Here is a 24,489-nt window from a genome sequence, read left to right as displayed (position 1 = left end):
GGCCTGCTAAATACTCAGCCACGATAACCTCTTTTTCTATTAATTTTTGCCCCATTTGTTTACATTTTAATGTAAACCTATTTTAGGACGAGACAATCATTTTGTTAGTTTTTGATTTGTGGACGGTCTTCGACAGGCTCAGACTGACAGAAAAATTGCTTAAGTTACTGACATTGGGGGTTAGATGGTTAGCGGTTAGTTGGTTCGATTAAGTCGGTTATCTTGATACTAACTACTTAATACCACGAAGACGTTGAGTTGTTTAGTCGTTAAGTCGGTTATCTTGATACTTGATACTAACTACTTGATACTATGAAGGCGAGTCGGTTATCTTGATACTTTAAATGGGTTAGAGATAAGGAAGTGGTTAGAGGTTAGAAGTTAGGCGTTGAGTTAGTTAGTCGGTTAATTGCTGGCCAGCACGTCTTTAATCTTTGCTCCTTACTCTTTTACTCAATAGGTTTGCGCCCAGACTTGTAACTTGTAACACGCAACTTTTTCCCCTAACCCCTAACCCACAACCTTCAACCCATAACTCTATTTATCCCCAATTCTCTTCACTTTTTTCGACCAAATACAACCAATAATTTACCAGTAGCTTAATCTCTGTGTAATTCCCGTATTTAAAATGGATGATGCCGGCGGCAGTATGCAAATTTAGATGACCAACGTCTATGCCTTTATGCCAAGGATATTGAAAAGCCGTGATGGATTGGATATTGCTCGGTTTTAAGATATTCTGAGAAATGTCCCAAATTCCTTTTTGCTTCACAATAAAATCTTCGCTTACCATTAACTTATGGTTTCTGTAGCTGATATAAACCATAATCAAACCAATAACAAGATAAATCCAAACAAAATTTAAATAAGGTTTAATTTCTACATTGTTTATCGCCACAAAGAAAAAAATTAATGCAGGTAGAAAAATCTTAAAGAAATTGGGCAGGTTTACAAAGCGCCAGTTAGGTAAAAAAGTATTGCCGCCTTGCGGTAATTTGCTTAAAATAAGCAGCATCAACTCGTCTTTTTCACTCGGGCTACAACCCGGCAAATGAATAACCGAACCCTGTAAACCTCCCTTTCTCTTCGCACCGCCAAAATGGGGTTGCTTGATGGTTAAATTTACAAGGTCTAATTTTCTTTGGAAATAATTCTGACTGTAAGAAGCTATTTGAACTTTATTAGGATTAAGAATGGTGTTTTTTTTGGCAATAAAGCCAGAAGAGATAAGCAAGTTTCGGTTTTGAACACTGACCTGAAGTTCAAAATACCTGTAAAAAGTCCGAACCAAATTAATGATCAATAAGGCAAGTAGAAAAATGGCCACCAAGATAAATACCGACAAAACGCCTACAAAACCCATTGCTGTCGCTTCGAGTTGGTTCTTATCTAGTTTAAATGCTTCTGCCAGATGATTCCCTTCATACCACACAAAATAAAAGAAAGATAAAAGTAGGAAGAGACTTTGCCCGTAGTGGGAAGTTAAGCCAACCTTTAACAGTGTTTTATTGCTTATTTCTACAAGCGGCTTGCTTTCTGTTAGCGTTTCTTTTTCGGTAGTAAGTTGTTCTGCACCAGTTTCATTCTTTGCAACGAGCAGATGTTTCTTTAGGCCGATCGCAGCGAATTCTGTAATTGCCCTAATGTGTACTTCTTCGCCTTTGGCACCAGCGGTATCTATTTTTAAACCATATACGCCAATTATTTTTTGCAAAATATCTTGCGTAATGTTTACCTGTTGAATTTTCTCTAAGGGAATAACCAAATGGTCTCTATTAAAAATTCCTTTATCTACCACAAATTCCTTATCGGCTTCGTTTAGGTAAAAGGTAAAGCGCAAGTAACTGAAATATGCGTACACCAAACTGGCCACCACAATAGCGCTTAACCCTATAAAAGTGTAGGCCACATACACACCAGGCGATTTTACTACGAGTAGTATAATGACAAAGAATAAGCTTTTTAGAATTCGAAATGCGGTGTGTGCCGCCATAATTACAATGCCTACAGCCGATTGTCTTTGCGGTTTGTCGAATGATAATTCCATTTTAACTGGCCGTTGGTTTTGGTAGTTTTTCCATTTTATGCAAAATTAAATCGCGTATGCTTTTGGCTTCTTCTACCGGAATTCCCTCTATGTTTAAATGGCCGGTTTGCCCGCCAGCGGTAAAAATTTGCAGCGCCGCCAATTTGAAATAGCGCTCTAGCAAACCTTCATTCAATTCTATATGCTGAATGCGGTTTAAAGGAATAATTGTTGTTTCTTGTTGGATGAGCCCTTGCTTGTAAATCACGTCATGCGTTCTCATTGCGTACCCGCGCTTGTTGAAACCAGCTTTTTTTAACCAAAACAACAATGGAAAAAATACGGCAAGTGCTGCTGAAATGTATATCCAAAAGGGTTGTAAATCTGTATTAAAGAAAATAAGACATGCAGCGCCAATTACCAGCAACAAGGAGAAAATCAAAGTCTTAAAGAGGATGATTTTCCAGTAGTCTAAGTGTGGCTTTTTTAGCTCTATTTCCTCGTACTTTGGGAGATTGAAAATATCTGTGGGTAAATTGCTAAAAGAAGCGGGTAAAGGGTCTATTTGCATGTGTTAAAGGTAAGGATTTTTGGAGGTTATAGAGCGGTAAGTTATCAGCAGTCAGAAATCAGAAATTTGGAGGAACAATTAACCCCCGACTATTTTCAAGGAGGGGTTGGGGCAATGTCATTAACTTAAAGAAAAACCAATAAAATGGTGTCATCCTGAGGTTTAATATATTTCATATAAATCAATATAAATGACGTTTTTGTTTAAGCTCGCTATAGCCAGCCCGGTGGGATTGGCCTAGCAGCAGTTTGGAGGAAAAAGCGCCTAAAGCTGCTTGCAGAAACCGGACACTTTGCAGCTACGAAGAGGATTCGCAGCCTTGCGCGGGAATAAGCCAAGGGAAAGGCCTCGAAGCATCGATATTGAACAGCTTGGCGAATTTTTACCCAAAGGGGTGCCAGCCTTGATTTATTCATTAGTGTTTATTGTTTTATTTGCATTCATGAGCTCGCAGAAATGCTCGGTTTTTGTAAACTTTTTTATCAAGAAAAAAGTTTGAAGCCCGTGCGGCTAGCACAGCGTTAGGCAGAGCAGAGGTGATTTTTGGAAAGGCCGAATGAAGGGGGGTGGTGGAAATCAAATAATATTATAATTATTTGATATTCGATTGATTATAAATAACGTCAATGGTAGCTTCCCGAATGGTCGGGACAAGTAGTCGAAGGACAACCATTTTATTGGTTTTTGGATTTTTTAAGGATGATTTACTTCAAAAACCGGTGTTAAGAGCACTGTCATTTTTTTACATCCTTGTTGAAAGTTAAATTTATTCATCGTAATATTGCAATATTATATATTTAAAAATGGGTGCAACCAATACCGAACATTATTCAGAGGCACAAAACCAAATGGCGCGATTGGCAAAAGCAATAGGTCATCCCGCTAGGATAGCCATTATAGAGCACTTGTTAAAAGTTGGCAAATGCATCTGCAATGATATTGTAGAGGAGTTGCCTTTAGCCCAACCAACGATCTCTCAACATCTAAAAGAATTAAAAAACGCGGGATTAATTAAAGGAAATATAGAAGGGAATGCCATTTGTTACTGCGTAGATGAGGCAGCCATTGATACTTTAAAAACATATTTCGAAAATTTAATCCCAAAAAATAGAGATAATCAGAACAACGCTTGTTGCTAAAGATAAAAAAATAAATGGAAAATCAAGATCAGTTAAAAGAAATCGTTAAACAAAAATATGCAGAGATTGCACTGCAAACCAAAGAAGTTAACCAATCTTCTTGTTGTGGCGCAGGAGGTTGTTCTACCGAAGTTTATAACATTATGAGCGACGACTACAGCAATTTGGCCGGTTACGCTGCAGATGCAGATTTGGGTTTGGGATGTGGCCTGCCCACACAATTTGCAAAGATAAAGGCAGGTAATACGGTAATAGATTTAGGCAGCGGTGCAGGCAACGATTGCTTTGTAGCACGAGCCGAAACTGGCGAAAGTGGAAAAGTAATAGGCATAGATTTTACGCCAGAGATGATTAAAAAAGCCAGAAAAAATGCCGATGAGCTTGGTTTTAACAATGTGGAATTTAGAGAGGGCGATATAGAACAAATGCCGGTTACAGCAAATATGGCCGATGTGGTGGTAAGCAATTGCGTGTTGAATCTTTTGCCAAATAAGGCTGCGGTTTTTAAAGAGATTTTTAGGGTAATAAAACCCGGCGGACACTTTAGCATTTCGGATGTGGTGCTAGTTGGCGGTTTGCCTTCTGCGCTGCGTAGCGATGCCGAAATGTATGCAGGTTGTGTCGCTGGTGCTATTCAAAAACAAGATTATCTGGATTTAATTGGCTCCAGCGGGTTTGAAAATATAACAATTCAAAAAGAAAAGCCCATCAACATTCCAGATGATATTTTGCAAAAATATTTAAACCCAGAAGAGCTGAACAATTTTAAGCAAGGAGATACAGGGATTTTTAGCATTACGGTTTATGCAGAAAAACCTGCGGCAGCTTGTTGCCCTCCGGGATGTTGCTAAAAGACAATTAAGAAACTTGGAAATTGGAACTCGCAAGTGCTACGTTCCAATTTCCAAGTAAAAATTATGTTATAATTTATCTGCCGCAACGCCTTCTTTCGTGATTTTTACTGGCAAAATAAGTCCGTTTGCATCAAACTTCATTTCATCTATACAGGTTTCTCTATGGTTTCCATCAGTTTCCGTCAGCGGTCTACGGTGATAAACGATGTAATACTTGTCGCTTTTCTCATTATGCATAACAGAATGATGTCCGGCTCCCCTTGCAATTGAAGCGTCTTGCTGTAAAATCTTACCAATTCGTTTAAAAGGGCCAAAAGGAGAATCGCCAATGGCGTAAGCAACAGAATAATCTGGGCCAGTCCAACCGCCTTCACTCCACATAAAATAGTATTTTCCATTCTTCATGAACATATATGGACCTTCTGTATATTTATCTGGCGTAATTTCTTTAAAAGTAACTCCGTCATCAAATGGCAGAAAACCTGTAAAATCGTTTTTTAGCTTCGCGATATTGCAATGCCCCCAACCGCCATAAATTAAATAATATTGGCCATCTTTATCTTTAAAAACAAACTGGTCTATAGGTTGGGCGCCGTTTACATTTTTATTAACCAAAGGTTTGCCAAGTAAATCTTTAAACGGGCCGCCTGGTTTGTTTGATACCGCTACGCCAATACCGCCAATTTCCGAGTCTTTCTGCACATCGTTAGCGCCGAAAAACAGGTAATATTTTTTGTCTTTTTCTACAATAGCTGGCGCCCACATGGCTTTATGCGCCCATTTTATTTCAGAAGTATCTACCACAGAAGGATGCTTCGTCCAAGTAATTAGGTCTTTTGAGGAAAAGGCATCAAGGTGCGTTTGTTTTTCATATTTATCAGAAAAGGTTGGATAAACCCAATATTCGTTGCCAAAAATAGCCGCTTCTGGATCGGCGTACCAACCCGGAAAAATAGGATTGCCAGACATTTTTTTAGAAGAAGCCTCTTTAACAGCCGTTTTCTGGACGCTACATGCTGACAATAATACAGCAGATGCTAAAATAGATAAGTAAAGTTTCATGTGTTAAAATTAAAATAAAGCTCCAAAGTTAATTTGGAGCTTTAAAGATTTGTTGAAAATAGTAAATTATTTACTCAGTTCTGCAAAATACTTGTGGAATAAAGGCAGCGTCTCTATGCCCTTATAATAATTGTAAATGTTGTACTTTTCGTTAGGCGAATGCAAGGCATCGCTATCTAACCCAAAGCCAAAAAGCACTGTTTTTAAACCAAGAACATCTTCAAATAAAGAAACTATCGGAATACTTCCACCACCTCTTGTCGGGATCGCCTTTTTACCAAAACTATCTTGTATGGCTTTTTCTGCAGCTTGGTAGGCAATACCATCGGTTGGTGTAACAGCCGGTTCGCCACCATGATGTGCCGTAACCTTTACTTTAACCGTTTTTGGCGCAATGCTTTGAAAGTGCTTGGTAAAAATTTCTGCAATCTCTTCAGAGCTTTGTTTAGGTACTAAACGCATGCTAATTTTTGCATTTGCCTTACTTGGCAGTATGGTTTTTGCACCTTCGCCAGTGTAGCCGCTCCAAATTCCGTTAACTTCTAAAGTTGGTCTCGTACCTGTTCGCTCTAAAGTAGAATAACCTTTTTCACCCCAAACTTCATCAATTCCCAAGTCTTTTTTATATTCTTCATTATCGTGTGGAGCAGAATTTAACGCCTTTTTTTCTTCATCAGTTAATTCGATAACCTTGTCGTAAAATCCTGGAATGTTTACGTGGTTATTTTCATCATGCAAAGAAGCAATCATTTGGCAAAGAATAGTAGCGGGATTTGCGACCGCGCCGCCATAAACGCCAGAGTGTAAATCTTTATTCGGCCCAACAACTTCCACTTCCATGTAGGCCAACCCGCGTAAACCAGTTTCTAAAGAAGGATGCTCCATACTAAGCATGGAAGTATCAGAAATGAGCACCACATCTGCCTTTAATTTTTCTTTATTGGCTTTAACAAAAATGCCGAGGTTGTTAGAGCCAACTTCTTCTTCGCCCTCTATCATAAACTTTATGTTACAAGCCAAAGTATGGGTCTGCATCATCAACTCAAAAGCTTTTATATGCATGTAAAATTGACCTTTATCGTCGCAGGCGCCACGAGCGTAAATCTTTCCATCACGTACAGTTGGTTCGAAAGGAGGCGTATGCCAAAGTTCTAAAGGTTCTGGAGGTTGTACATCATAATGACCGTAAACCAAAACCGTAGGCAGATTTTTATCTATAATTTTTTCGCCATACACAATTGGGTAACCAGCAGTTTCACAAACCTCAACCGCATCAGCACCAGCCTCTACGAGTTTCTCCGCAACAAATTCTGCCGTTTTAAGCACGTCAGCTTTGTATTTCGGATCGGCACTTACCGATGGAAACCGTAACAGTTCAAATAATTCTTCTAAGAAACGATCTTTATGCGTTTCAACATATTGCTTAATTTCTTGCATATCAATAAATCAATTTTAACAAATATAGGTTATAGAAATTAGACGGGAGAAATGAGATTGGGACATGAGATTTGAGACCTGCTGACCGTTTAGGCTTCTGACTTCCTACTACGGATCTTTTACTTTCAGCTTGGACTTTTACTTGAGATTTGCGAGAATTTTCTTGGTTTTTCTTTAAAGATATTTGCGAGAAGTAATTTTTTAAATTTAGTATATTTGTAGTTATGGAAGCATTAATATTTCAGCCAAAAAATGAAGAACAGTTGTCGGCCTTGAAGGCGTTTGCCAAAGCTTTTAAGGTTCCATTTAGATCCGAGAGTAATGTCCCCAATAAGCAAACGATTAAGGCTATGCATCAACTCAAAGCAGGGAAGGGTATTAGCGTCAAAAATGTAGATGAATTGTTAAAATTAATATAGTTGTGTTTGAGATAATTTACACCATTAAATTTCTTAAAGATGCCAAACTCTTGAAAGAACGTAGTTTAAAAGATTTTGATGCCTTAACCAAAGTGCTTAGAATTCTTGAAGAGACAGGACACAAAGGTTTATACGCCAAGCATAAAGTTCATAAGTTAACGGGTGACTACATTGGCTATTTGGAATGCCATGTAAAACCCGATGTATTACTCATTTGGGATGAAAACGAAAAGGTGATGCTTTTAGAACTTGTGAGAACGGGCACGCATTCGGATTAGTTTTGACGCGGACATTGTTTTCCTAAAATCAGAACTGGATACAGCCGATAAATTCTCACTGCTATTGGGATAACAGTGAAGAAGTGAGATTGCTTTTCTGATTCGTTGAGAAGCGCTGACCGATTAGGCTTCTGACCTCTGACCCCCGACCTCGGATTTTTTTACCTTCCACCTTAAACCTTCAACTTTCTTCTGGCATTCCTCTTTTTCCGGCTTCAACGGCCTCAAAAACAGTCAGGCTTTTCGGGGCTACGCTTCGCTACGGTGTACCGCGAAAATGCGGTAAACTGAACCCCTACAATCCTTAATGCGGTTAAAAAGTGGTTAGATGTTAGTAGTTAGAAATATATTAACTCTAAATTGTATTTAGAGTTCAATACATCAAATCCTAGTTGAGACAAAATCTTTAATCTCCGCTATAAGATTTACCGGAGAATTTCTTCATGAATATGATTATCTAAATCAATTTTATTAAGCGCATCCATCTGCAAATCTAGATGCTAATCCTGTGTGCTTGCCCTCGCATATCCAATGTTTTTAAAAACGTCTATATGTAAATATATGGAACATAGTTTTTAAGACGTATTTTTGAGACATAAAGGAAAGATAGAACGTAGTTTATTTGGTTAGAGTTCGGATTCTCAATATGTCGGGGTTTTCTGCGAATGCGTTTTGACCATGACGAAACTATCTACCCAAAAAAGACGTTCGGTTAAATTAAGGAGTGTGTAATGTTAAATAACTCCTTACTTTTGTGAGCTAATGAAAAATGTACTGATCATCAATGCCGATATTGATAAAAGTCCGATCACCCGGGCCTTGATGAACGCCTATATACGAGGTGCAAGGGAATCTGGGGCAACTATAAGGGAATTGGCTATCGCAGATGTTATTTTTAATCCGAATAAAACTTTTGGACTGAAGGAAAGCGTGCCTGAACCAGGATTACAGATTGCCATAAAGACGATTGCTGATGCCGCGCACATTGCCATTTTTTGCCCGGTCTATAAAATGTCCATCAATACCAAGATAAAAGGGTTTTTTGATCGGATATTCATTCCCGACCAGATCTTTGACACAAAAAACAACTTTTCTGGAAAAACGGCACGGATCATTTCTATTCTTGACAGCAAGGCATGGGAGGATTGGCAGGAGAATCAAAAGCCAACCTATCTACCGGTAAAGAAAATTATGCTAGAGAAGCGGCAAATTAGGCCTGTGCATACCAGTACCATCGGACATTTATACGATCTCGAGAATAACTACAGCAAGAAATGGCTGCAAAAGCTGTTCAATTTTGGGTTTAAACAGATTTAGGAACGAGGAATAAAAGAGTAAAGAGCAAGGAATAAGGAGCAAAGAACAATGAGCAATGGGCAAAGTTTAACCTTAACCTTAACCTCGGTCTTAACCTCAATCTCAATCTCAACCTTGGTCTTAACCTCTATCTTAACCTAAACCTCGGTCTCAACCTTAACCTCTTCGCACCAATTGTTGAAAAAAAGTTTGACATTTTTACAACAATTTTAAGTTAGATGTGTTACCTTAGATACAAAGGCGCTAATGGTTAGCGCCAGACACTTAAATTATAATGTAATGGCTTTCAAAGCAAGATTAACCCTGATGGGCAAAGAGCATGATGTGCTAAACTGTTCTTATTCACTTAACCGCGATGTCGATTCAAAGGGACGGCCATCTTCTGGCGTTTATGGTGGTACCATAGATGTGGAGATAGAATCTACCGAGGACACCTCTGTGGTTGAGGCGATGGTGAACAACCAATTCAAACCTTTGAGCGGGAGTCTTTTGATCAAGAAATCAGAAGAAGATGCAAAGATGAAGGAAGTAAGCTTCGAGGATGGTTACATCGTGAAGTATTCTGAGGGGCTGAACATTTTGGGTGATACGCCCATGAGCCTAAAATTTGTAATTTCTGCACGCAAACTGAAAGTAGGCAGTGCAGAACATGTAAACGATTGGCCAACTGGGAAGTAAGCTGTCGTAAAAAAAACAAGTGCGTGCAGAAAATCTGTGCGGAAAAATCATTCACAATTAAAACATTAAAAGCATGGCTTTCAAAGCGAGGATCACTATCGGATCAAAAGAATTTGACGTATTACAGTGCAGTTTCTCCCTTAGCAGGGATGTAGATGCCAAAGGTCGCCCATCATCCGGCGTCTATGGCGGTACTATCCAGGTAGAGGTAGAATCTACAGAAGACACCTCTGTAATCGAATCTATGGTAAACAACCAGTACAAGCCTTTAGCGGGGCACATCACCTTCAAAAAATCAGAAGAGGATGCAAAAATGAAGGAACTGTCTTTCGAGGACGGTTACCTGATTCAGTACAATGAGGGAATCTCTATTTTAGGAGCAAACCCGATGTCATTGAGTTTTGTCATCTCGGCGCGCAAGCTAAAGATTGGCAACGCCGAGCACGAGAACGACTGGCCAAAGGCATAACAGGTAAATCTTATTAAATACATAGCACTTCTTTTAAAGAAATGTTATGTATTTAATTTCCAGTACATCATTATTAAGGGTAACAATAATTTGTATGTGTCTTATCCTAAAAAATCGAATTACATACAAACCTCACAAATCAACAAGTTAATGATAACAACCCGTGTGACGATCTTTTGTCTGTTTGCATTGGTATTGGCAGGTTGTACCCAAAGCACTGGAAAGTATGCGGAATCGCATTCCCAAAATCTAGATGCCAAAAAAGACACAACCGTTTTACTATTCGCTTTTATAGATAGTGTAGCGCATCAGATGGAAGCAGGCAATTACAGCGTAGAGTCGTTGGCTAATACCCAAAAAAGATTTTCTGAACAACTGCCACTTGCCGTTTACAGGCAGGGTGGTGCTCAGAGTCCAGACAGTATTTATGTAGGTATTTACATGTATCATAAAGAGCCATTCGCAAACACGGTACAGATTTACGCACCCGAGATTTTTAGAAGAAATCTAAATTTCGAGAAAATAATCAATCGTTTTGGCCCAATTGTTCCAGAGAGCAACATTGTTCCACGGCCGAAAATACCAGATCCAGTTTGGTTAGATCTGTCATCACATTTAAAAAATAAAAATGCGGAAGTTTCTTTAACAGTTTCTGCTAGAGATTTTGGTACAGCACCTGCCAATCCTATAAGTCAAATTGAAATAACAAACACAAAGCTGAAGGAAATGCCCAATAAGGAGTTAGAAAGAGGCAATTAGATGAAGAAGTAAAAAAAAGTATTAGTTAAAATTATAAATTGTTGAGCTACCAACTATGGGTTTTATATTAACCAAGATAAGAGAATACGATGCTCATGGTGGGCCATCTACCATCCAAAAAGGTAGCGATGGAAATGACATGACACCCACTACAGCAGGTAGGTTTGTAATACAAAGCATTGCCAAACATGTTAGCTATGGCAGATATGCATTTTGGTCTGGCGTGGCGTGGGGTACGCCAATGATGACTAAAGATGGGGTTACCCTGATAAAAAAAGGCAATGCTTGGACTAAATTAAGTAGTGTAAATAAAATTTTTGGAGCGTACAAAGACAATGAAAGTAAATTGACGATGTTGTTGATGTTCGAGTATCAAACACTTTATAACATACCAAGAAACCTTTCGCCACGATTTTGGGTATTTAATGATTTTGGCCATGTTTCTGTAAAATATTTTAAAGACACCAATCACGATTGGAAGATGGACGGGAAGGAACATATTCTTGGCGATTTTATCCATACCACACCAGGTGACGAGGCATCGACCAGCAAAAAACAAAATTTTAATTTAGTAGAATCCCATGGCTGTATTCATGTAAAACCCACAGAAATAGACACCATGATAGGAAATGGTTATATTGCGAAGGGTTTAACAATAGAAGTGCATCCCTACAATGATAAAACTATTGCTGCCATACTGAAAAGACCAATTGCAAGATTGCCGTACGAAACACATTTTTATCCCGGGTTATTTAAAATTGTGGTTTACCGTGTACAGAAACTCAATTAATTTTTAGTGGGAATAAATAATAAACAAACACTATGGAACATAAAGTAATTGTAGAGATAAATATAGAAGGAACAGAAATATTAACTTTTTCTAGTTTAAATCTTTACCAAAGTTTTAATGAGCACCACACCTTCGAGCTGCGTTTTAACCAAGACCAAATGGAATCTGCGAGTCCTATTACGATAGAAAACTCCAAGAATTTTATAGGTAAAAGTATTGCCATACAGTTTGGGAATATTCTGGGCGAGGAGAACCAGTTCAAAGGGATGATTACCAAGGTAGAGTTGGCCAAAGCACACGGAACGATAGGCGATATTGTGATCAGCGGAAGCAGCCCCACCATTTTGTTGGATCGAGGTCCCGATCTTGGCTCTTATCTGGACAAATCGTTAAAGAACATCATCGAGCTAGCCGCAGATGATGTAGCCATGAACGATCTTACGATGAAGATTACCCCGAGCAGAACCTCGCCAATAGACTACATGATCCAATACCGCGAGAGCGATTTTGACTTTATAAATCGCCTGAGTGCACAATACCACGAATGGTTTTACTACAATGGAAAGGAACTGCAATTTGGCAAACCAGATGAGCTGCCCGAGACCACGTTGGTTTATGGGCGAGATTTGAGCAATATACAGTACGGCATACAGATAGCACCGCTGAAGTACAAAAAATTTGCCTATAACCCAAAGGCAGACGAAATGCTAACCGCAAACGGCGAGGGGAAGGTAAACGGCAATCCAGATAAGGCCAGTGCCATCACCGCCTCTAACATTACCTACAGCAAAGTGGCAAACGAACCGCTAGTTACGCGCGCCAATACGCAGAAAGACATCAGCGATTTTGTAGAACATGAGCAGAAAGCCATGGAAGCAGGTCTGCTGAAGATCAGCTGTAGTGGCGACAATCCGCAGGTAAAGATTGGCGGCCTGGTAGATATCAAGATGAGCAACCGAAAGGCGCTCGGGTTTGTTACAGAAGATTTCGGCAAGTTCTTGGTAAAGACCATTTACCACCATATCGATGGTGTTGGGCACTATACCAACAGTTTCGAGGCCATAGCGGGAGATACCGAACGGATGCCCGGGGTCAAGGCCGAACGCCCAAATCCAGATATGCAATTGGCCACGGTAATGGACAACAACGACCCAAAAAAACAGGGAAGGATAAAAGTCCAGTTCAAATGGACCTGCACCGCAAATGACCATACAGAATGGCTGAGGGTGCTGAGCCCAAATGCGGGAAACGGAGATACGGGAAAAAACCGCGGTTTCTTGGTGGTGCCAGAAGTAGGCGACCAAGTAATTATTGCTTTTGAGGAAGGAAACATTGCCCGCCCGGTAGTGATGGGAAGTGTGTACCACAGTAATAATGTCGAAGCTGGTTTCACAGATAGCCACATTAAGGGAATGACATCTAACAAGGGTAGCAATCTAAGCTTTGATGATGGTGCGCACGCGCTTACTCTGGCAACATCTGCCGCCAATACCTTACATGTAAAAGAGAAGGAGGGTTCTGTTCATACCCAAGCTGCGCAAGTAATTAGTCATCAAACGGGAGAAAATCTCATCGAGATCAAGAACAAAGATGGTTCTATTACACTACAGTCAAAAACAACTATTACCATTAAAAGCGGAGAGAGTTCAATAACGCTAAACACAAATGGAACTATCGCCTTAATTGGGAAGGTAATAATCATAGATGGCAGTAAATCCGTCTATACTCACGGAGGAGAGATTTCATCATCAACAAAGGGAGTACATACAATAACAGGTAGCCCAGTAGATATTAATTAAGAATGAGCAGATTAAAATTTTTTGAAGACGAGCAACCTGCATTTACAAATAGTGCCGATAAAGAATTAAAACCAATTGAGGAGGTTAAGGTTAATGTCGGAGAATCTTTATTTTTAAAGTATAGGGGTGAACAAACCGTGGTGACTCGTATAAATGGATTAGTTGCCAATCATGCCGAAACGAAACGGGAATTTCATGTTAATATTGATAAGTCTGGTGGTCAGTTTATAGTAGAAGTAGCATTGAAGGATAATATTATAAATTTTAACCCGCCGCAACTAGAAGATGCCATTGCATTGTTATGCGAGGTGGACAACATTAAATGCCAAGTTAAGGTATTGGTTGACGAACATGCCGGAAAAATAAAAAAAGTACTAAATCAAGGGGAAATTATTAAACGATGGACGAAATACAAAAATGACCTAAATGAGCGTTACGGATTTGTACGTGATGAAACTACAAGAAAAAACCTTAAATCTTTTATAGGGCTGGGAGAAGCGCAGATTTTGGATGAAAGGCTTTTGATAGCTGATTTACAAACTAAGCTTTTTTTCGATGTTTTTTTCGATCGGTACCTTGTTAATAATGAAATGCAACTTGATGCATACCGTCGAACATTTTTATCTCAACTATTTGACGGACATCCCGTCGAATTGGACATGATTCCTTTTATCATGCATGAAACACCAGAAACTGTTACCATAAGTGAGACAGGAAAGATAAATAAGGGCAAACTAGACCTAGATGGTATAGAAAAGATATATGATACAAAGTATAAACCTATTATACAATATAAATTTTCGGAATTTGATTTCAAATATACCGCAAAAACTGTTTTTAATACCAAAGATAATCTAATCGAAACAGCGCAGGTAAATATACAGGAAGAGGTAACTAACAATGTCTCGGTTTTAATAAGTTATAGTTTAAAAAAGTTAGCATGAGCAGCTTTATAGCAGAAGGTACAAATGTAATCTGTACCAATATGACCAATGGCTCCCCTTTAAAAATTGGGTTGCACCATACCTCAAATGTGATGTATAGAAGCAAGTCTGAGCCATTGCTCAATAAACTTGATAAAAAGATAAGCGCTAGTTTCAGTTGTAAAAATACCTCTAAATTTTGGGGTGGTTTCGCAATGTTAGCTCTCGGAATAGCAGTTGGTGCGTTATTAGTCGTGGCAATTGTAGCTACAGGGGGTGCTGCCGGGATTCTTCTTGCCGCAACCGTTGCTGCAACTACCACACTTGCTACAGGAGTTGTAATAGCAGCGGGCGCAGCCGCCATTGCTTTTGCAGTTACTAGTATATATAAAACGGCACATGATTGTGATTTAACTTTGTCATCTGACTGGGTGGAGGGCACGTTACATGATAAAGTACGAATAAATGGTAATAGCGCGTTGTTGAACATCTCTATAATTTCTTGTAAAAATGGAGGGGTTGTTTCTATTGTGTTAGATCCTGAAGTTGCCGCGGAGGCTGCAAAGGAAATAAGCAAGAACAACAATCAAGAAATATCTGAGCATTATAAATCAGAGTTTTTTATCGGGGTTGTAAATGGGGTGGCTTTCACTGCATTTCCATCATTAGTTGGTGTATTGTTGGGTGGCGGGCTAGTTTCCTATGATTACGTCCACACACAAAACAATCGTAGAACAGACGAAGCGGAACACGTTGAGAAGTCAAAAAGTCAGGAAGCATGGGATGCCACTAAAGATAACGGAAAATTAGTAGGGACAGCTACCTCAGGAGATGTAGCCAAAGATTATTATGATGTTCATGGCGAGAAAATAAGCAGCTCTAAAGAGTTGGGCGAGCAGGCAAGTAAAACAAGAACAGAAGCAGGTGGGATGCAAAACCAGGCCGACGAGTTTGGTAAGACTGCCACACAGCGGGAACTTGGTGGCGCTTCCGAGAGTTCGGTTGAATCTGCAAAATTAGGGCAGAAAATGTCAAAAGAAGCGGCCGAAGATCTGTCTGAGAAAGCTGGTGGCTTCGCAGCAAAATCTGAGGCCGCATTAGCTTCCTCTCGTAATGTAGGCAGTGTGTTTAAATCAATTAATTGGGCAAATATAGTTCGGGGTTTTACTATTGGCGTTGCTGCTGCTGTAAGTTCCTATTTTATTGATGATCATTATTACGAGAAAGAAAAGGATTTGCAGAAGGATGCCGTGGCGGCGTCGAAGGATGCACGTAAAGAAGATAATATTGGATTAAAAGAATCAAATAAAAAAGGAGCTATTTTATCAATTACAAAATAGAAATGAAGAAATTGAATAACATTTTAGTAGGATTAGCATTTGTTGTGGGCGCATCTATTGCTGTGCCGCTATATATGTACATTTCAAACAGTCTATTTCACAAAGGAAATGATGCAAAAGCAGTTATTCCGATTTATATGCAAAATTCAGAAGATGTAAAAGTTATGGTTCCTGAAAGGAAAATACATGACTCCTCGAGTTTGCTTATTTATAAAGATACAAGTTATGTAAGCACTTTAAAAAAAAATGGAAATGGTGATTTATTTAAAATTCGCTTCTACGACATTAATTACAAAAAATATTTCATAATTAAACTATTTGATTATGCAGGGCTTAAAAAGACCTACTTTTTGCCGGATGTATTGGAAAATAAAGATTTACTCATTACAGTAAATAAAAAAGATTTTTATAGTGCTAATTACGGTGGTAAAAATAATCCCGTTCCAGTCTTTACCTATCGTGGAATTACCCCAATTAAATATGCAGGTTTTAATTATGACATCACGCCTGAAGAATACGAGCATAACGTGACTCAATACCTGCAATATCTAATGCCCAAGGAAGAGTTCAAAAAGCGGTTTGGGAAGTAGGGTTTGTAATCTAACTTTACTGGCTGGATGAAGTAATCCTTGAGAAAACTCAGAGCTTACTGTATGTGTTTGAAAATCAGTTTCTTTATCTTTGGAAGTCATGAAGAAGTTGAATAACATTTTGATAGGCTTCGCATTAGTTTTAGGTGCTTCAGTGGGTGTGCCTTTATATATGTACATTTCCAATAGTTTATTTCATCAGGGGAATGATGCAAAAACAGTAATTCCACTGTATATGAAAAACTCACAGGAATTGGAAGTGAAAGTTCCAAATTACGACCCATTTAAACCTAATAATTCATTATTTGTTTTTAAGGATACTACATTTAAAAGCACATTGAAAAGGAATGGTAATGGCTATCTTTTTAAGGCAAGTATATATAGCGATAAGTATAAAAGATATTTTATTATCAGATTATTCGATTATTCTGGAACTAGTTATCTTCCTGATCAAATGATGAATAAAAATATCGTAATTACTGTAAATAAAGAGGATTTTAATAATTCAGATTACGGGTCTAAAATTAACCCAGTTCCTGTATTTAAGTTCAGGGGCGTTACCCCACTCAAGTTTGGAGATCAGGTTTATGATATCAGCGAAGAGGAATATAAATATAACGTTACCCAATATCTTCAATATTTGATGACAAAGGAAGAGTTTAAAAAGAGGTTTGGGAAGTAGGATTTTTGATCTAATTTTTCTGATGGGATGAGATAACGACGGACAGTTTAGGAAAAGCCGCTAACCGCGGTTTTTTTGAAAATCAGTTTCTTTATCTTTGGACTTCATGAAGAAGTTGAACAATATTTTGATAGGATTAGCATTTGTTGTAGGGGCATCTATTGCCGTGCCGTTATACATGTACATTTCCAACAGTCTATTTCACAAAGGAAATGATGCAAAAGCGGTGATTCCGATTTATATGCAAAATTCGGAAGAGCTTACAATAAAGGTTCCAGATAGCGATCCGTTTAATCCCAATTATACATTATTCACATACAAGAGTACTACCTTTAAAAGCACTTTGAAAAATAACGGTAACGGTTACCTTTTTAAAGCGACTTTTTATAGCGCTAACTATAAAAAATATTTTATAATTAGGTTATTTGATTATTCGGGAACCATGTTTCTGCCAAGATCAATTAAGAACAAGGAGGTCATCGTGACAGTTAATAAGGATGATTTCAATAATCCATATTATGGGTCTTTAGCCAATCCAGTTCCTGTTTTCAAGTTCAGGGGTGTTACCCCATTAAAGTTTGGAGATCAGGTTTATGATATCAGCGAAGAGGAATATAAATACAACGTTACCCAATATCTTCAATATCTGATGACAAAGGAAGAGTTTAAAAAGCGGTTTAAGCAGTAAGCATTATCTATTTGCACTTTGAGCATCAGAAAAATACTAATTTTTGTAAGTATAATTGCTGCTTCAAAATAACATGAAAAACGTTTCGATAGGTATAGGTATATTTTTAGGAATGTTGGCGGTTCCTATAGCGATGTATTATATTAATAGAGTAGTCTATAAAGGCAATAATGCAGAGAAAGCCGCACCGATCTACATAAGGAATTCTGAGGATTTAAAGGTAGTCATTCCTGAAGCGGCAGCATACGGTAAATCAGGGCCTTTCGACTTTAAATTTAAAAGTTATAAGAAAAACATACAGGCTGATAGAGACGGATATGTCTGCGAAATTTGGTTCTTTAGTAAAGAGTATGGGAAGTATTTTAATTTCTTATTATATGATAATCTTAAAAATGATGACCTGTTACTTTGCTTAAATATATCTGGTCAAAAGACAAGAATAACGGTTAATAAAAATGATTTATAAAATCCTGTATTCGGAACAAAATCAAATCCTGTTCCAGTGTTTAAATTCGATGTGCTGTCACAAAAAAATGATTATCCTTACCTGCACACCACCCAAGAACAATATATTTATAATGTTACGCAATACCTAAAGTTTGTAATACCAAAAGAAAAATTCCAAAAGCGGTTTAAGTTTTAAAGGAATGGTTGTGTGTTTTTTTTGAGAGGTTTGCTTGTGGACGATTGCTTAAGGAAAGCCGCTAACCACGATATTTTTTGAAAATCAGTTTCTTTATCTTTGGAAGTCATGAAGAAGTTGAATAACATTTTGATAGGTTTAGCATTTGTTGTAGGGGCATCTATTCCTGTGCCGTTATATATGTACATTTCCAACAGTCTGTTTCACAAAGGAAATAATGCAGAAGCAGTGATTCCATTGTACATGCGAAACTCTGAGCAACTCCCGGTTAAAATTCCCGATATTGATCCGTTTAACTCTAAATACACGCTATTTACATACACGCTTTCTTCCTACAAAAGTACCCTGCTGTTCGAGATGTTAGCCCTGCGCATCTCGAACCACCGATAACATGGGTTTGAGATCCCTTTAACTTGAATATCTTAGGTTTTTCTTGGGGGTAAAAATCAGAAATTAATCTTGCCACCAAAGATGCGCCGAGCAACGATTTGCATTTTAACATCAAGCCGACCTTTACCTCGCCGATAGACTATATGATCCAGTACCGCGAGAGCGATTCTGACTTTATAAACCGTTTGAGCGCACAATACCACGAATGGTTCTACTACAACGGAAAAGAACTGCAATTTGGTAAGCCAGATGAGCTGCCCGAGACCACATTGGTTTATGGGCGAGATCTTAGCAATGTGCAGGACGGCATACAGATAGCGCCGTTGAAGTACAAGAAATTTGCCTATAACCCAAAGGCAGACGAAATGCTAACCGCAAACGGCGAGGGTAAGAAGCGGCAATCCCGATAAGGCCAGTGCCATCACCGCCTCTAACATTACCTACAGCAAAGTGGCGAACGAACCGCTGGTTACCCGCGCCAATACGCAGAAAGACATCAGCGATTTTGTAGAACATGAGCAGAAAGCCATGGAGGCAGACCTGCTGAAAATTAATTGCAGTGGCGACAATCCGCAGGTAAAGATTGGCGGATTGGTAGATATTAAGATGAGCAACCGAAAGGCGCTCGGGTTTGTTACAGAAGATTTTGGCAAGTTCTTGGTAAAGACCATTTACCACCATATCGATGGTGTTGGGCACTATACCAACAGTTTCGAGGCCATAGCGGGAGATACCGAACGGATGCCCGGGGTTAAGGCGGAACGCCCAAATCCAGATATGCAGTTGGCCACTGTAATGGATAACAACGACCCAAAAAAACAGGGCAGAATAAAAGTACAGTTCAAATGGACCTGCACGGCAAATGATCATACAGAGTGGCTGAGGGTGCTGAGTCCAAATGCGGGAAACGGAGATACGGGAAAAAACCGTGGTTTCTTGGTAGTGCCAGAAGTAGGCGACCAGGTAATTATCGCCTTTGAGGAAGGAAACATTGCCCGCCCGGTGGTAATGGGAAGTGTGTACCCTAGCAATAATGTAGAAGCTGGTTTCACGGATAGCCACATAAAAGGCATGACTTCTACAAAGGGGAGCCATTTGAGCTTCCATGACGATACACATGCGCTTACTCTTGCAACATCTGCCGCCAATACCTTACATGTAAAAGAGAAGGAGGGTTCTGTTCATACTCAAGCTGCACAAGTAATTAGCCATCAGACAGGTGAAAATTTAATAGAAATTAAGAATAAAGATGGTTCTATAACACTTCAGTCAAAAACCACCATTACCATTAAAAGTGGGGAGAGTTCCATAACGCTAAACACAAATGGAACTATCGCCTTAATTGGGAAGGTAATAATCATAGATGGTACTACTGCTGTATATACTCAAGGAGGAAAAATTTCATCGGCAACAAAAGGGATTCACGTATTAACAGGTAGTCCAGTAGATATTAATTAGAAATGAGCAGATTAAAATTTTTTGAAGAAGACGATAATAACCCAACTGCAATAGCCGAACCCATTGTGCAGCAGGCTCCAATAGAGCAAAAACTTAGTCCATCAAAAGAGGCTCGTTATAGGATTGAACAACAAAATATAATAAAAGTTGATGGCAATTTGGCCTCAAGTACCTTGGCAAAGCGTCAATATCATTTTTCTATAAATAATGTAGAGATGAAGGGAGAAATTATTTTAGAAGAATCTCACCTTGATTTTGGCAACACCACCTTAAAGCAATTGGGTCATTTTATTAATCGTACCGATGAGTTAAAAGATAGAGTGTTGTTTACGCTTAATCAAAAAGGTAAAGTGCAAGAAATTATAAATACCGACCATTTAAAACAAAAGTGGGAATCATTTAAGAAACAGGATTTGCCTCAAGATCCGTTTATTAAAGAGCTAATTGATTTCGACCCAAAGAAAGTGGCTGATATTGTGAAAGCTGGCGATGAGGAATATTCTGATTTTAAGTTGATGAGGAACAATTTAGAGATTAACTTATTTTATGACATCATACTCGATCAATACTTATTTAGCAAAGACTATAATGATTTTAAATACGATAACAAAAGCGTAATCTCCCACCTGTTTAATACTAATATCGATCTTTATTTCTCTAGTCGATTATTGTCAGAGAATGAAGACAGTTTTACGCTAACAAAAACCAGTAAGGTAGTGTTTGTTAATTTACACGATATTGCGGCGCAGTATCAAGCAAATTATCAACCGACAGTTAAATATGCATTTACAGATTTCGATTATTTGCACGAACAGTCGGTCATCATCAGTAAGAGTGATGGTTTAATTGATTCTGCATTGGCAACCATTACAGAAACCGTTAAAAATAATATAGAATCTATCGTTTTATTTAAGCTAACACGGGTAAAATTATGAGTTTAGCAAAACCTTATATAGAAGAGGGCGGATTGGTAGTATGTTCCTTCGATTTGTCTGGAACTCCTAGGGCACTTGAACGCGATCCCTCCAAACGCGCTGTAACCGTGATGACCAAATCTGGCACTAAGCCTTTACTTACAGTGGTAGATAAGGGCATCACAAAACAATTTACGTGTAAATCTCCGGCGAAATTTTGGAGTGGAATGGCAGCACTTGTTGCCGGTATAGCTATTGGTGTTGTTTTAATAGCGACAGGGCCTGTAGGATGGCTTATTTTAGGCGCAATAGCTGCAACGGCAGCCCTGGCTGCCGTTGCTTACATTCGTGCCAAACATGTTTGTAATTCTGCTTTAGAAGCCTCGCCTGATTGGACTTTACCTCATAAGGCAACAATAATTAACAAACATAAAGCAGTTTTATATAATCGTTCTTTATTGAACTGCAATCAGGGCGGCATATTGATTGCTTCTTTAACTCCAGACATTGCCGCAAAGCAAATTGCATCTAACAATCGCTGGGAAATAGTAAGCCACGATGTTTCACAGTTAGCTATAGGGGTACTGACAGGTTATACGGCCGGCATTAGTTTGATATTGCAGGGTGTAAATGCGGCACTAACAGTTGGCATTTATTCTTATGGTGAGTCTAGAACGGATTTATCAGCCGAAAAAGGTGCAGGACTAAGTGCAGGTATCGCCGGGTTTAAAGCATGGACTTATGATAAATATGCGGTATTAATTCCTGGAAGTATAGCAAAAGAGAGTATAGGCGCAATGGCAAAAGAGTGGGGAAAAGGGGTTGGGGCAGCCGCTCTAGGAATTGGAATAGATTATCTTTCAAATAAAATTGAAGAAAATCTTTCGGAAAAAAATAAAGATGTTTTGAGTGAAGAAGCGGCCAAGAGCGAAGTTTCTCCGACAGGGGTGTATGCGTTAAATTATAGATCATGAAAAAAGATAAAATGTTTGTATACTTGGGTCTTACTGCCGTGTTGTTTATTGCCTATTTTCTATATTATAAATCTTTTAAGAAGGATGACGCTACAGTTTACCAAATACAGGCTTACGTGAAAGACTCTGAGATGATTAACATACAAGATGTTAAAACTCTAAACTTCTTACACACCCAATACTCACATTTCTTCGCTCTTTATAGCTACCCGAAAAGTAAAACGACAATTCTTTGCAAATCAAAAGACAACAAATATTTTATTATCGGAGATTACGACCATAAGCAAAGTCAAATCCTAGCAGGCTTAATTGATGGAGCTAACTTAAGTGCCCGTGTGAATATACAGGAATACAATGATTCTAAATACGGAACTCAATCGAATCCTATTCCTATCCTGTATTTCTTTGACGCCGGAAGTCCAGATGATATATACGTTGACAACGCTCAATATCTAAAAAATGTAAAAGAATACCTTACCTACGATAAAAAGATAAACGATAAAAAATAATATCTTCGTTAAAAATGCGTAATGAGCAAATACAAAGCTTTTGTCTATTTAGGGTTCACTGCCGCACTGTTTATTGCTTATTTTTTGTATTATAAAGCATATAAAAAAAATGACGCTACGGATGAACAAATGGAGGATTATGTGAGAAATTCGGAGATGGTTAATTTACCAGATATCCAGACTCTAAACTTTACACATAACCAGTACTCGCATTTTTTTGCGCTTTACAGCTATCCGAAAACAAAATGGTCAATCCTGTGTAAATCAAAAGATAATAAATATTTTATAATCGGAGATTACGATCATAAACAAAGTAATGTATTCCCTGGTTCAATAGTTGGGAGCAGTCTTAATGCTCGGGTAAATAAGCAGGAGTATAACGATACATCATACGGAACCAAATCCAATCCCATCCCAATACTTTATTTTAACATTTCAGGAAATCCCGACGAAGTTTTGATAGATAACGCTCAATCTCAAAAACGTAAAAGAATATTTAACCTACGATAAAAAGATAAACGATAAATAGGTTCTGGAGCAAATACAAGGCTTTTGTTTACCTGGGATTTACCGCAATATTCCCCGCTGTTCGAGATGTTAGCCTAGCGCATCTCGAACCACCGATAACATGGATTTAAAATCCGTTTCAGTTGAATATGTCCAAGAGTTTTCTCGAGCATAAATCCGGTTATAAAGAACCAAGACCGTTGCAGGGATAAATACAAATTTACCATTTGATTGACAGTGTGTTATTGTTATTTTTTTTGTTAGTATGGCTTTTACTGCATTTCCAACATTAACTGGTGTACTTTTGGGTGGTGGGCTTGTCACTTACGATTATATACACACGCAAAATAATCGTAGAACAGACGAAGCAGAACACATTGAGAAGTCAAAAAATCAAGAAGCATGGGACGCGGCTAAAGACAATTCGAAATACGTTGGTACAGCAACCACAGGAGACGTAGGTGTCGATTACCATAAGGTTCGCGGAGAAAGAATAGATAATGCAGAGGAACTTGGTGGCAAGGCAAGTAAAACAAGAACAGAGGCAGGTGGGATGCAAAACCAGGCCGACGAGTTTGGTAAGACTGCCACACAGCGGGAACTTGGTGGCGCTTCCGAGAGTTCGGTTGAATCTGCAAAATTAGGGCAGAAAATGTCAAAAGAAGCGGCCGAAGATTTGTCTGAGAAAGCTGGTGGCTTCGCAGCGAAGTCAGAAGCAGCACTGGCTTCCTCTCGTAATTTAGGCAGTGTGTTTAAATCAATTAATTGGGCAAATATAGTTCGGGGTTTTACTATTGGCGTTGCTGCTGCTGTAAGTTCCTATTTTATTGATGATCATTATTACGATAAAGAAAAGGAGTTGCAGGAAGAATCAATTCGATCGCGTGATGAGGCGGGAAGGAAGGACGAAGAGCTTTTGAGTAGAAATACAGGTGGTAATTTAATTTTGGCATCAACAAAATAGTCATGAAGAATTTGCACAATATTTTGATAGGATTAGCATTTGTTGTAGGGGCATCTATTGCCGTGCCGTTATATATGTACGTTTCCAACAGTCTGTTTCACAAAGGAAATGATGCAAAATCGGTGATTCCACTATATATCAAAAACTCGGAGGAATTGGAAGTGAAAGTTCCAAATTACGACCCATTTAAACCTAATAATTCATTATTTGTTTTTCGAGTTACTTACTTAATAAACACGTATATTAGTATCAAAATCAAATATATGAACAATATTTTTAGGGGTGAGAATATTTTAGCCTTCATAAAAT

The 24,489-nt window shown here is 38.5% G+C and carries 28 protein-coding genes and 1 pseudogene; 25 read left to right on the top strand and 4 right to left on the bottom strand.

Annotated elements, in window-relative coordinates:
- Positions 1 to 541: 541 nt before the first annotated feature.
- Positions 542 to 2,047, bottom strand: coding sequence for a PH domain-containing protein (locus ABIB40_RS19690; RefSeq protein WP_354361471.1), 1,506 nt, complete (start codon positions 2,045 to 2,047; stop codon positions 542 to 544).
- 1 nt (position 2,048) lies between these two features.
- Positions 2,049 to 2,597 (bottom strand): PH domain-containing protein, encoded by a 549-nt coding sequence (locus tag ABIB40_RS19685; protein WP_354361469.1) that lies wholly within the window; start codon positions 2,595 to 2,597, stop codon positions 2,049 to 2,051.
- Between the two features lie 803 nt (positions 2,598 to 3,400).
- On the opposite strand from ABIB40_RS19685, the gene ABIB40_RS19680 reads away from it, so the two are divergent.
- Positions 3,401 to 3,736: an ArsR/SmtB family transcription factor gene (locus ABIB40_RS19680; protein ID WP_354361467.1), complete on the top strand. Its 336-nt coding sequence runs from the start codon at positions 3,401 to 3,403 to the stop codon at positions 3,734 to 3,736.
- Between the two features lie 14 nt (positions 3,737 to 3,750).
- Positions 3,751 to 4,587: an arsenite methyltransferase gene (locus ABIB40_RS19675; RefSeq protein WP_354361465.1), complete on the top strand. Its 837-nt coding sequence runs from the start codon at positions 3,751 to 3,753 to the stop codon at positions 4,585 to 4,587.
- A gap of 69 nt (positions 4,588 to 4,656) precedes the next feature.
- Here the strand turns inward: ABIB40_RS19675 and ABIB40_RS19670 are convergent, their stop codons facing one another.
- Together ABIB40_RS19670 and ABIB40_RS19665 are read right to left on the bottom strand one after the other, a co-directional pair.
- Positions 4,657 to 5,652: a glycoside hydrolase family 43 protein gene (locus tag ABIB40_RS19670; protein ID WP_354361463.1), complete on the bottom strand. Its 996-nt coding sequence runs from the start codon at positions 5,650 to 5,652 to the stop codon at positions 4,657 to 4,659.
- A 66-nt stretch (positions 5,653 to 5,718) separates the two neighbouring features.
- Complete coding sequence (locus ABIB40_RS19665) at positions 5,719 to 7,089, bottom strand: dipeptidase (protein WP_354361461.1); 1,371 nt, start codon at positions 7,087 to 7,089, stop codon at positions 5,719 to 5,721.
- A gap of 224 nt (positions 7,090 to 7,313) precedes the next feature.
- Here ABIB40_RS19665 and ABIB40_RS19660 point away from each other — a divergent pair, with 224 nt between their 5' ends.
- The 23 genes and pseudogenes from ABIB40_RS19660 to ABIB40_RS19550 all read left to right on the top strand — a co-directional run.
- Complete coding sequence (locus tag ABIB40_RS19660; protein ID WP_354361459.1) at positions 7,314 to 7,508, top strand: DUF2683 family protein; 195 nt, start codon at positions 7,314 to 7,316, stop codon at positions 7,506 to 7,508.
- A 2-nt stretch (positions 7,509 to 7,510) separates the two neighbouring features.
- A complete protein-coding gene (locus tag ABIB40_RS19655; protein WP_354361457.1) occupies positions 7,511 to 7,786 on the top strand; it encodes a type II toxin-antitoxin system RelE/ParE family toxin in 276 nt (91 codons plus the stop codon).
- A gap of 762 nt (positions 7,787 to 8,548) precedes the next feature.
- Entirely contained in the window at positions 8,549 to 9,103 is a 555-nt protein-coding gene (locus tag ABIB40_RS19650) for an NAD(P)H-dependent oxidoreductase (RefSeq protein WP_354361452.1), read from the top strand.
- 279 nt (positions 9,104 to 9,382) lie between these two features.
- On the top strand, positions 9,383 to 9,781 hold the full coding sequence (gene tssD / locus ABIB40_RS19645; RefSeq protein WP_354361450.1) for a type VI secretion system tube protein TssD: 399 nt from the start codon (positions 9,383 to 9,385) through the stop codon (positions 9,779 to 9,781).
- 73 nt (positions 9,782 to 9,854) lie between these two features.
- Complete coding sequence (gene tssD, locus ABIB40_RS19640; protein ID WP_354361448.1) at positions 9,855 to 10,250, top strand: type VI secretion system tube protein TssD; 396 nt, start codon at positions 9,855 to 9,857, stop codon at positions 10,248 to 10,250.
- 150 nt (positions 10,251 to 10,400) lie between these two features.
- A complete protein-coding gene (locus tag ABIB40_RS19635) occupies positions 10,401 to 11,009 on the top strand; it encodes a hypothetical protein (RefSeq protein ID WP_354361446.1) in 609 nt (202 codons plus the stop codon).
- 55 nt (positions 11,010 to 11,064) lie between these two features.
- Complete coding sequence (locus tag ABIB40_RS19630; protein WP_354361444.1) at positions 11,065 to 11,799, top strand: hypothetical protein; 735 nt, start codon at positions 11,065 to 11,067, stop codon at positions 11,797 to 11,799.
- Positions 11,800 to 11,831: 32 nt separating this feature from the next.
- Complete coding sequence (locus ABIB40_RS19625; protein WP_354361442.1) at positions 11,832 to 13,598, top strand: type VI secretion system Vgr family protein; 1,767 nt, start codon at positions 11,832 to 11,834, stop codon at positions 13,596 to 13,598.
- 2 nt (positions 13,599 to 13,600) lie between these two features.
- Positions 13,601 to 14,542 carry a hypothetical protein gene (locus ABIB40_RS19620; protein WP_354361440.1) on the top strand — a complete coding sequence of 314 codons (942 nt, stop codon included), beginning with the start codon at positions 13,601 to 13,603 and terminating at the stop codon, positions 14,540 to 14,542.
- Positions 14,539 to 15,861 (top strand): hypothetical protein, encoded by a 1,323-nt coding sequence (locus tag ABIB40_RS19615; RefSeq protein ID WP_354361438.1) that lies wholly within the window; start codon positions 14,539 to 14,541, stop codon positions 15,859 to 15,861. Before ABIB40_RS19620 ends, ABIB40_RS19615 begins: the two co-directional genes overlap by 4 nt.
- Before the next feature lie 2 nt (positions 15,862 to 15,863).
- Entirely contained in the window at positions 15,864 to 16,451 is a 588-nt protein-coding gene (locus ABIB40_RS19610) for a DUF8188 family protein (RefSeq protein ID WP_354361437.1), read from the top strand.
- A gap of 100 nt (positions 16,452 to 16,551) precedes the next feature.
- The gene (locus ABIB40_RS19605; RefSeq protein WP_354361436.1) at positions 16,552 to 17,133 is read left to right on the top strand and encodes a DUF8188 family protein; all 582 of its coding nucleotides are present in this window, start codon (positions 16,552 to 16,554) and stop codon (positions 17,131 to 17,133) included.
- 106 nt (positions 17,134 to 17,239) lie between these two features.
- Positions 17,240 to 17,821 carry a DUF8188 family protein gene (locus ABIB40_RS19600; protein ID WP_354361435.1) on the top strand — a complete coding sequence of 194 codons (582 nt, stop codon included), beginning with the start codon at positions 17,240 to 17,242 and terminating at the stop codon, positions 17,819 to 17,821.
- A gap of 73 nt (positions 17,822 to 17,894) precedes the next feature.
- Positions 17,895 to 18,464: pseudogene (locus tag ABIB40_RS19595) on the top strand (DUF8188 family protein).
- A gap of 108 nt (positions 18,465 to 18,572) precedes the next feature.
- On the top strand, positions 18,573 to 18,854 hold the full coding sequence (locus ABIB40_RS19590) for a hypothetical protein (protein WP_354361431.1): 282 nt from the start codon (positions 18,573 to 18,575) through the stop codon (positions 18,852 to 18,854).
- Between the two features lie 98 nt (positions 18,855 to 18,952).
- Complete coding sequence (locus tag ABIB40_RS19585; protein ID WP_354361429.1) at positions 18,953 to 19,264, top strand: hypothetical protein; 312 nt, start codon at positions 18,953 to 18,955, stop codon at positions 19,262 to 19,264.
- A gap of 40 nt (positions 19,265 to 19,304) precedes the next feature.
- The gene (locus tag ABIB40_RS19580) at positions 19,305 to 20,312 is read left to right on the top strand and encodes a phage baseplate assembly protein V (RefSeq protein ID WP_354361427.1); all 1,008 of its coding nucleotides are present in this window, start codon (positions 19,305 to 19,307) and stop codon (positions 20,310 to 20,312) included.
- A gap of 2 nt (positions 20,313 to 20,314) precedes the next feature.
- The gene (locus ABIB40_RS19575; RefSeq protein ID WP_354361425.1) at positions 20,315 to 21,247 is read left to right on the top strand and encodes a hypothetical protein; all 933 of its coding nucleotides are present in this window, start codon (positions 20,315 to 20,317) and stop codon (positions 21,245 to 21,247) included.
- The gene (locus ABIB40_RS19570; protein ID WP_354361423.1) at positions 21,244 to 22,200 is read left to right on the top strand and encodes a hypothetical protein; all 957 of its coding nucleotides are present in this window, start codon (positions 21,244 to 21,246) and stop codon (positions 22,198 to 22,200) included. The genes ABIB40_RS19575 and ABIB40_RS19570 overlap by 4 nt, the downstream gene beginning before the upstream one ends.
- Positions 22,197 to 22,709, top strand: a complete 513-nt coding sequence (locus tag ABIB40_RS19565; protein WP_354361421.1) for a DUF8188 family protein — start codon at positions 22,197 to 22,199, stop codon at positions 22,707 to 22,709. Before ABIB40_RS19570 ends, ABIB40_RS19565 begins: the two co-directional genes overlap by 4 nt.
- A 21-nt stretch (positions 22,710 to 22,730) precedes the next feature.
- The gene (locus ABIB40_RS19560; RefSeq protein ID WP_354361419.1) at positions 22,731 to 23,219 is read left to right on the top strand and encodes a DUF8188 family protein; all 489 of its coding nucleotides are present in this window, start codon (positions 22,731 to 22,733) and stop codon (positions 23,217 to 23,219) included.
- Positions 23,220 to 23,481: 262 nt separating this feature from the next.
- Positions 23,482 to 24,180: a hypothetical protein gene (locus ABIB40_RS19555; protein WP_354361417.1), complete on the top strand. Its 699-nt coding sequence runs from the start codon at positions 23,482 to 23,484 to the stop codon at positions 24,178 to 24,180.
- Between the two features lie 2 nt (positions 24,181 to 24,182).
- Positions 24,183 to 24,489 (top strand): hypothetical protein (locus ABIB40_RS19550; protein ID WP_354361415.1); only part of this gene is annotated, 307 nt, incomplete at its 3' end.

It is taken from the genome of Pedobacter sp. UYP30 (genome assembly GCF_040547165.1).
In the GTDB taxonomy this organism is placed as follows: Bacteria; Bacteroidota; Bacteroidia; order Sphingobacteriales; family Sphingobacteriaceae; genus Pedobacter.
The sequence above is the reverse complement of the archived record's forward strand: the minus strand, read 5'-3'. Positions and strand labels throughout refer to the sequence as shown.

Excerpts from the sequence above, each read along its gene's own strand:
- ABIB40_RS19560 (WP_354361419.1), top strand. The coding sequence starts at position 22,731 with ATGAGCAAATACAAAGCTTTTGTCTATTTAGGGTTCACTGCCGCACTG.
- ABIB40_RS19690 (WP_354361471.1), bottom strand. The coding sequence starts at position 2,047 with ATGGAATTATCATTCGACAAACCGCAAAGACAATCGGCTGTAGGCATT.
- ABIB40_RS19635 (WP_354361446.1), top strand. The coding sequence starts at position 10,401 with ATGATAACAACCCGTGTGACGATCTTTTGTCTGTTTGCATTGGTATTG.
- ABIB40_RS19615 (WP_354361438.1), top strand. The coding sequence starts at position 14,539 with ATGAGCAGCTTTATAGCAGAAGGTACAAATGTAATCTGTACCAATATG.
- ABIB40_RS19610 (WP_354361437.1), top strand. The coding sequence starts at position 15,864 with ATGAAGAAATTGAATAACATTTTAGTAGGATTAGCATTTGTTGTGGGC.
- ABIB40_RS19685 (WP_354361469.1), bottom strand. The coding sequence starts at position 2,597 with ATGCAAATAGACCCTTTACCCGCTTCTTTTAGCAATTTACCCACAGAT.
- ABIB40_RS19620 (WP_354361440.1), top strand. The coding sequence starts at position 13,601 with ATGAGCAGATTAAAATTTTTTGAAGACGAGCAACCTGCATTTACAAAT.
- ABIB40_RS19565 (WP_354361421.1), top strand. The coding sequence starts at position 22,197 with ATGAAAAAAGATAAAATGTTTGTATACTTGGGTCTTACTGCCGTGTTG.
- ABIB40_RS19660 (WP_354361459.1), top strand. The coding sequence starts at position 7,314 with ATGGAAGCATTAATATTTCAGCCAAAAAATGAAGAACAGTTGTCGGCC.
- ABIB40_RS19630 (WP_354361444.1), top strand. The coding sequence starts at position 11,065 with ATGGGTTTTATATTAACCAAGATAAGAGAATACGATGCTCATGGTGGG.
- tssD (WP_354361448.1), top strand. The coding sequence starts at position 9,855 with ATGGCTTTCAAAGCGAGGATCACTATCGGATCAAAAGAATTTGACGTA.
- ABIB40_RS19575 (WP_354361425.1), top strand. The coding sequence starts at position 20,315 with ATGAGCAGATTAAAATTTTTTGAAGAAGACGATAATAACCCAACTGCA.
- ABIB40_RS19625 (WP_354361442.1), top strand. The coding sequence starts at position 11,832 with ATGGAACATAAAGTAATTGTAGAGATAAATATAGAAGGAACAGAAATA.
- ABIB40_RS19600 (WP_354361435.1), top strand. The coding sequence starts at position 17,240 with ATGAAGAAGTTGAACAATATTTTGATAGGATTAGCATTTGTTGTAGGG.
- ABIB40_RS19675 (WP_354361465.1), top strand. The coding sequence starts at position 3,751 with ATGGAAAATCAAGATCAGTTAAAAGAAATCGTTAAACAAAAATATGCA.
- ABIB40_RS19670 (WP_354361463.1), bottom strand. The coding sequence starts at position 5,652 with ATGAAACTTTACTTATCTATTTTAGCATCTGCTGTATTATTGTCAGCA.
- ABIB40_RS19555 (WP_354361417.1), top strand. The coding sequence starts at position 23,482 with ATGGCTTTTACTGCATTTCCAACATTAACTGGTGTACTTTTGGGTGGT.
- ABIB40_RS19605 (WP_354361436.1), top strand. The coding sequence starts at position 16,552 with ATGAAGAAGTTGAATAACATTTTGATAGGCTTCGCATTAGTTTTAGGT.
- tssD (WP_354361450.1), top strand. The coding sequence starts at position 9,383 with ATGGCTTTCAAAGCAAGATTAACCCTGATGGGCAAAGAGCATGATGTG.
- ABIB40_RS19650 (WP_354361452.1), top strand. The coding sequence starts at position 8,549 with ATGAAAAATGTACTGATCATCAATGCCGATATTGATAAAAGTCCGATC.
- ABIB40_RS19680 (WP_354361467.1), top strand. The coding sequence starts at position 3,401 with ATGGGTGCAACCAATACCGAACATTATTCAGAGGCACAAAACCAAATG.
- ABIB40_RS19570 (WP_354361423.1), top strand. The coding sequence starts at position 21,244 with ATGAGTTTAGCAAAACCTTATATAGAAGAGGGCGGATTGGTAGTATGT.
- ABIB40_RS19665 (WP_354361461.1), bottom strand. The coding sequence starts at position 7,089 with ATGCAAGAAATTAAGCAATATGTTGAAACGCATAAAGATCGTTTCTTA.
- ABIB40_RS19590 (WP_354361431.1), top strand. The coding sequence starts at position 18,573 with ATGAAGAAGTTGAATAACATTTTGATAGGTTTAGCATTTGTTGTAGGG.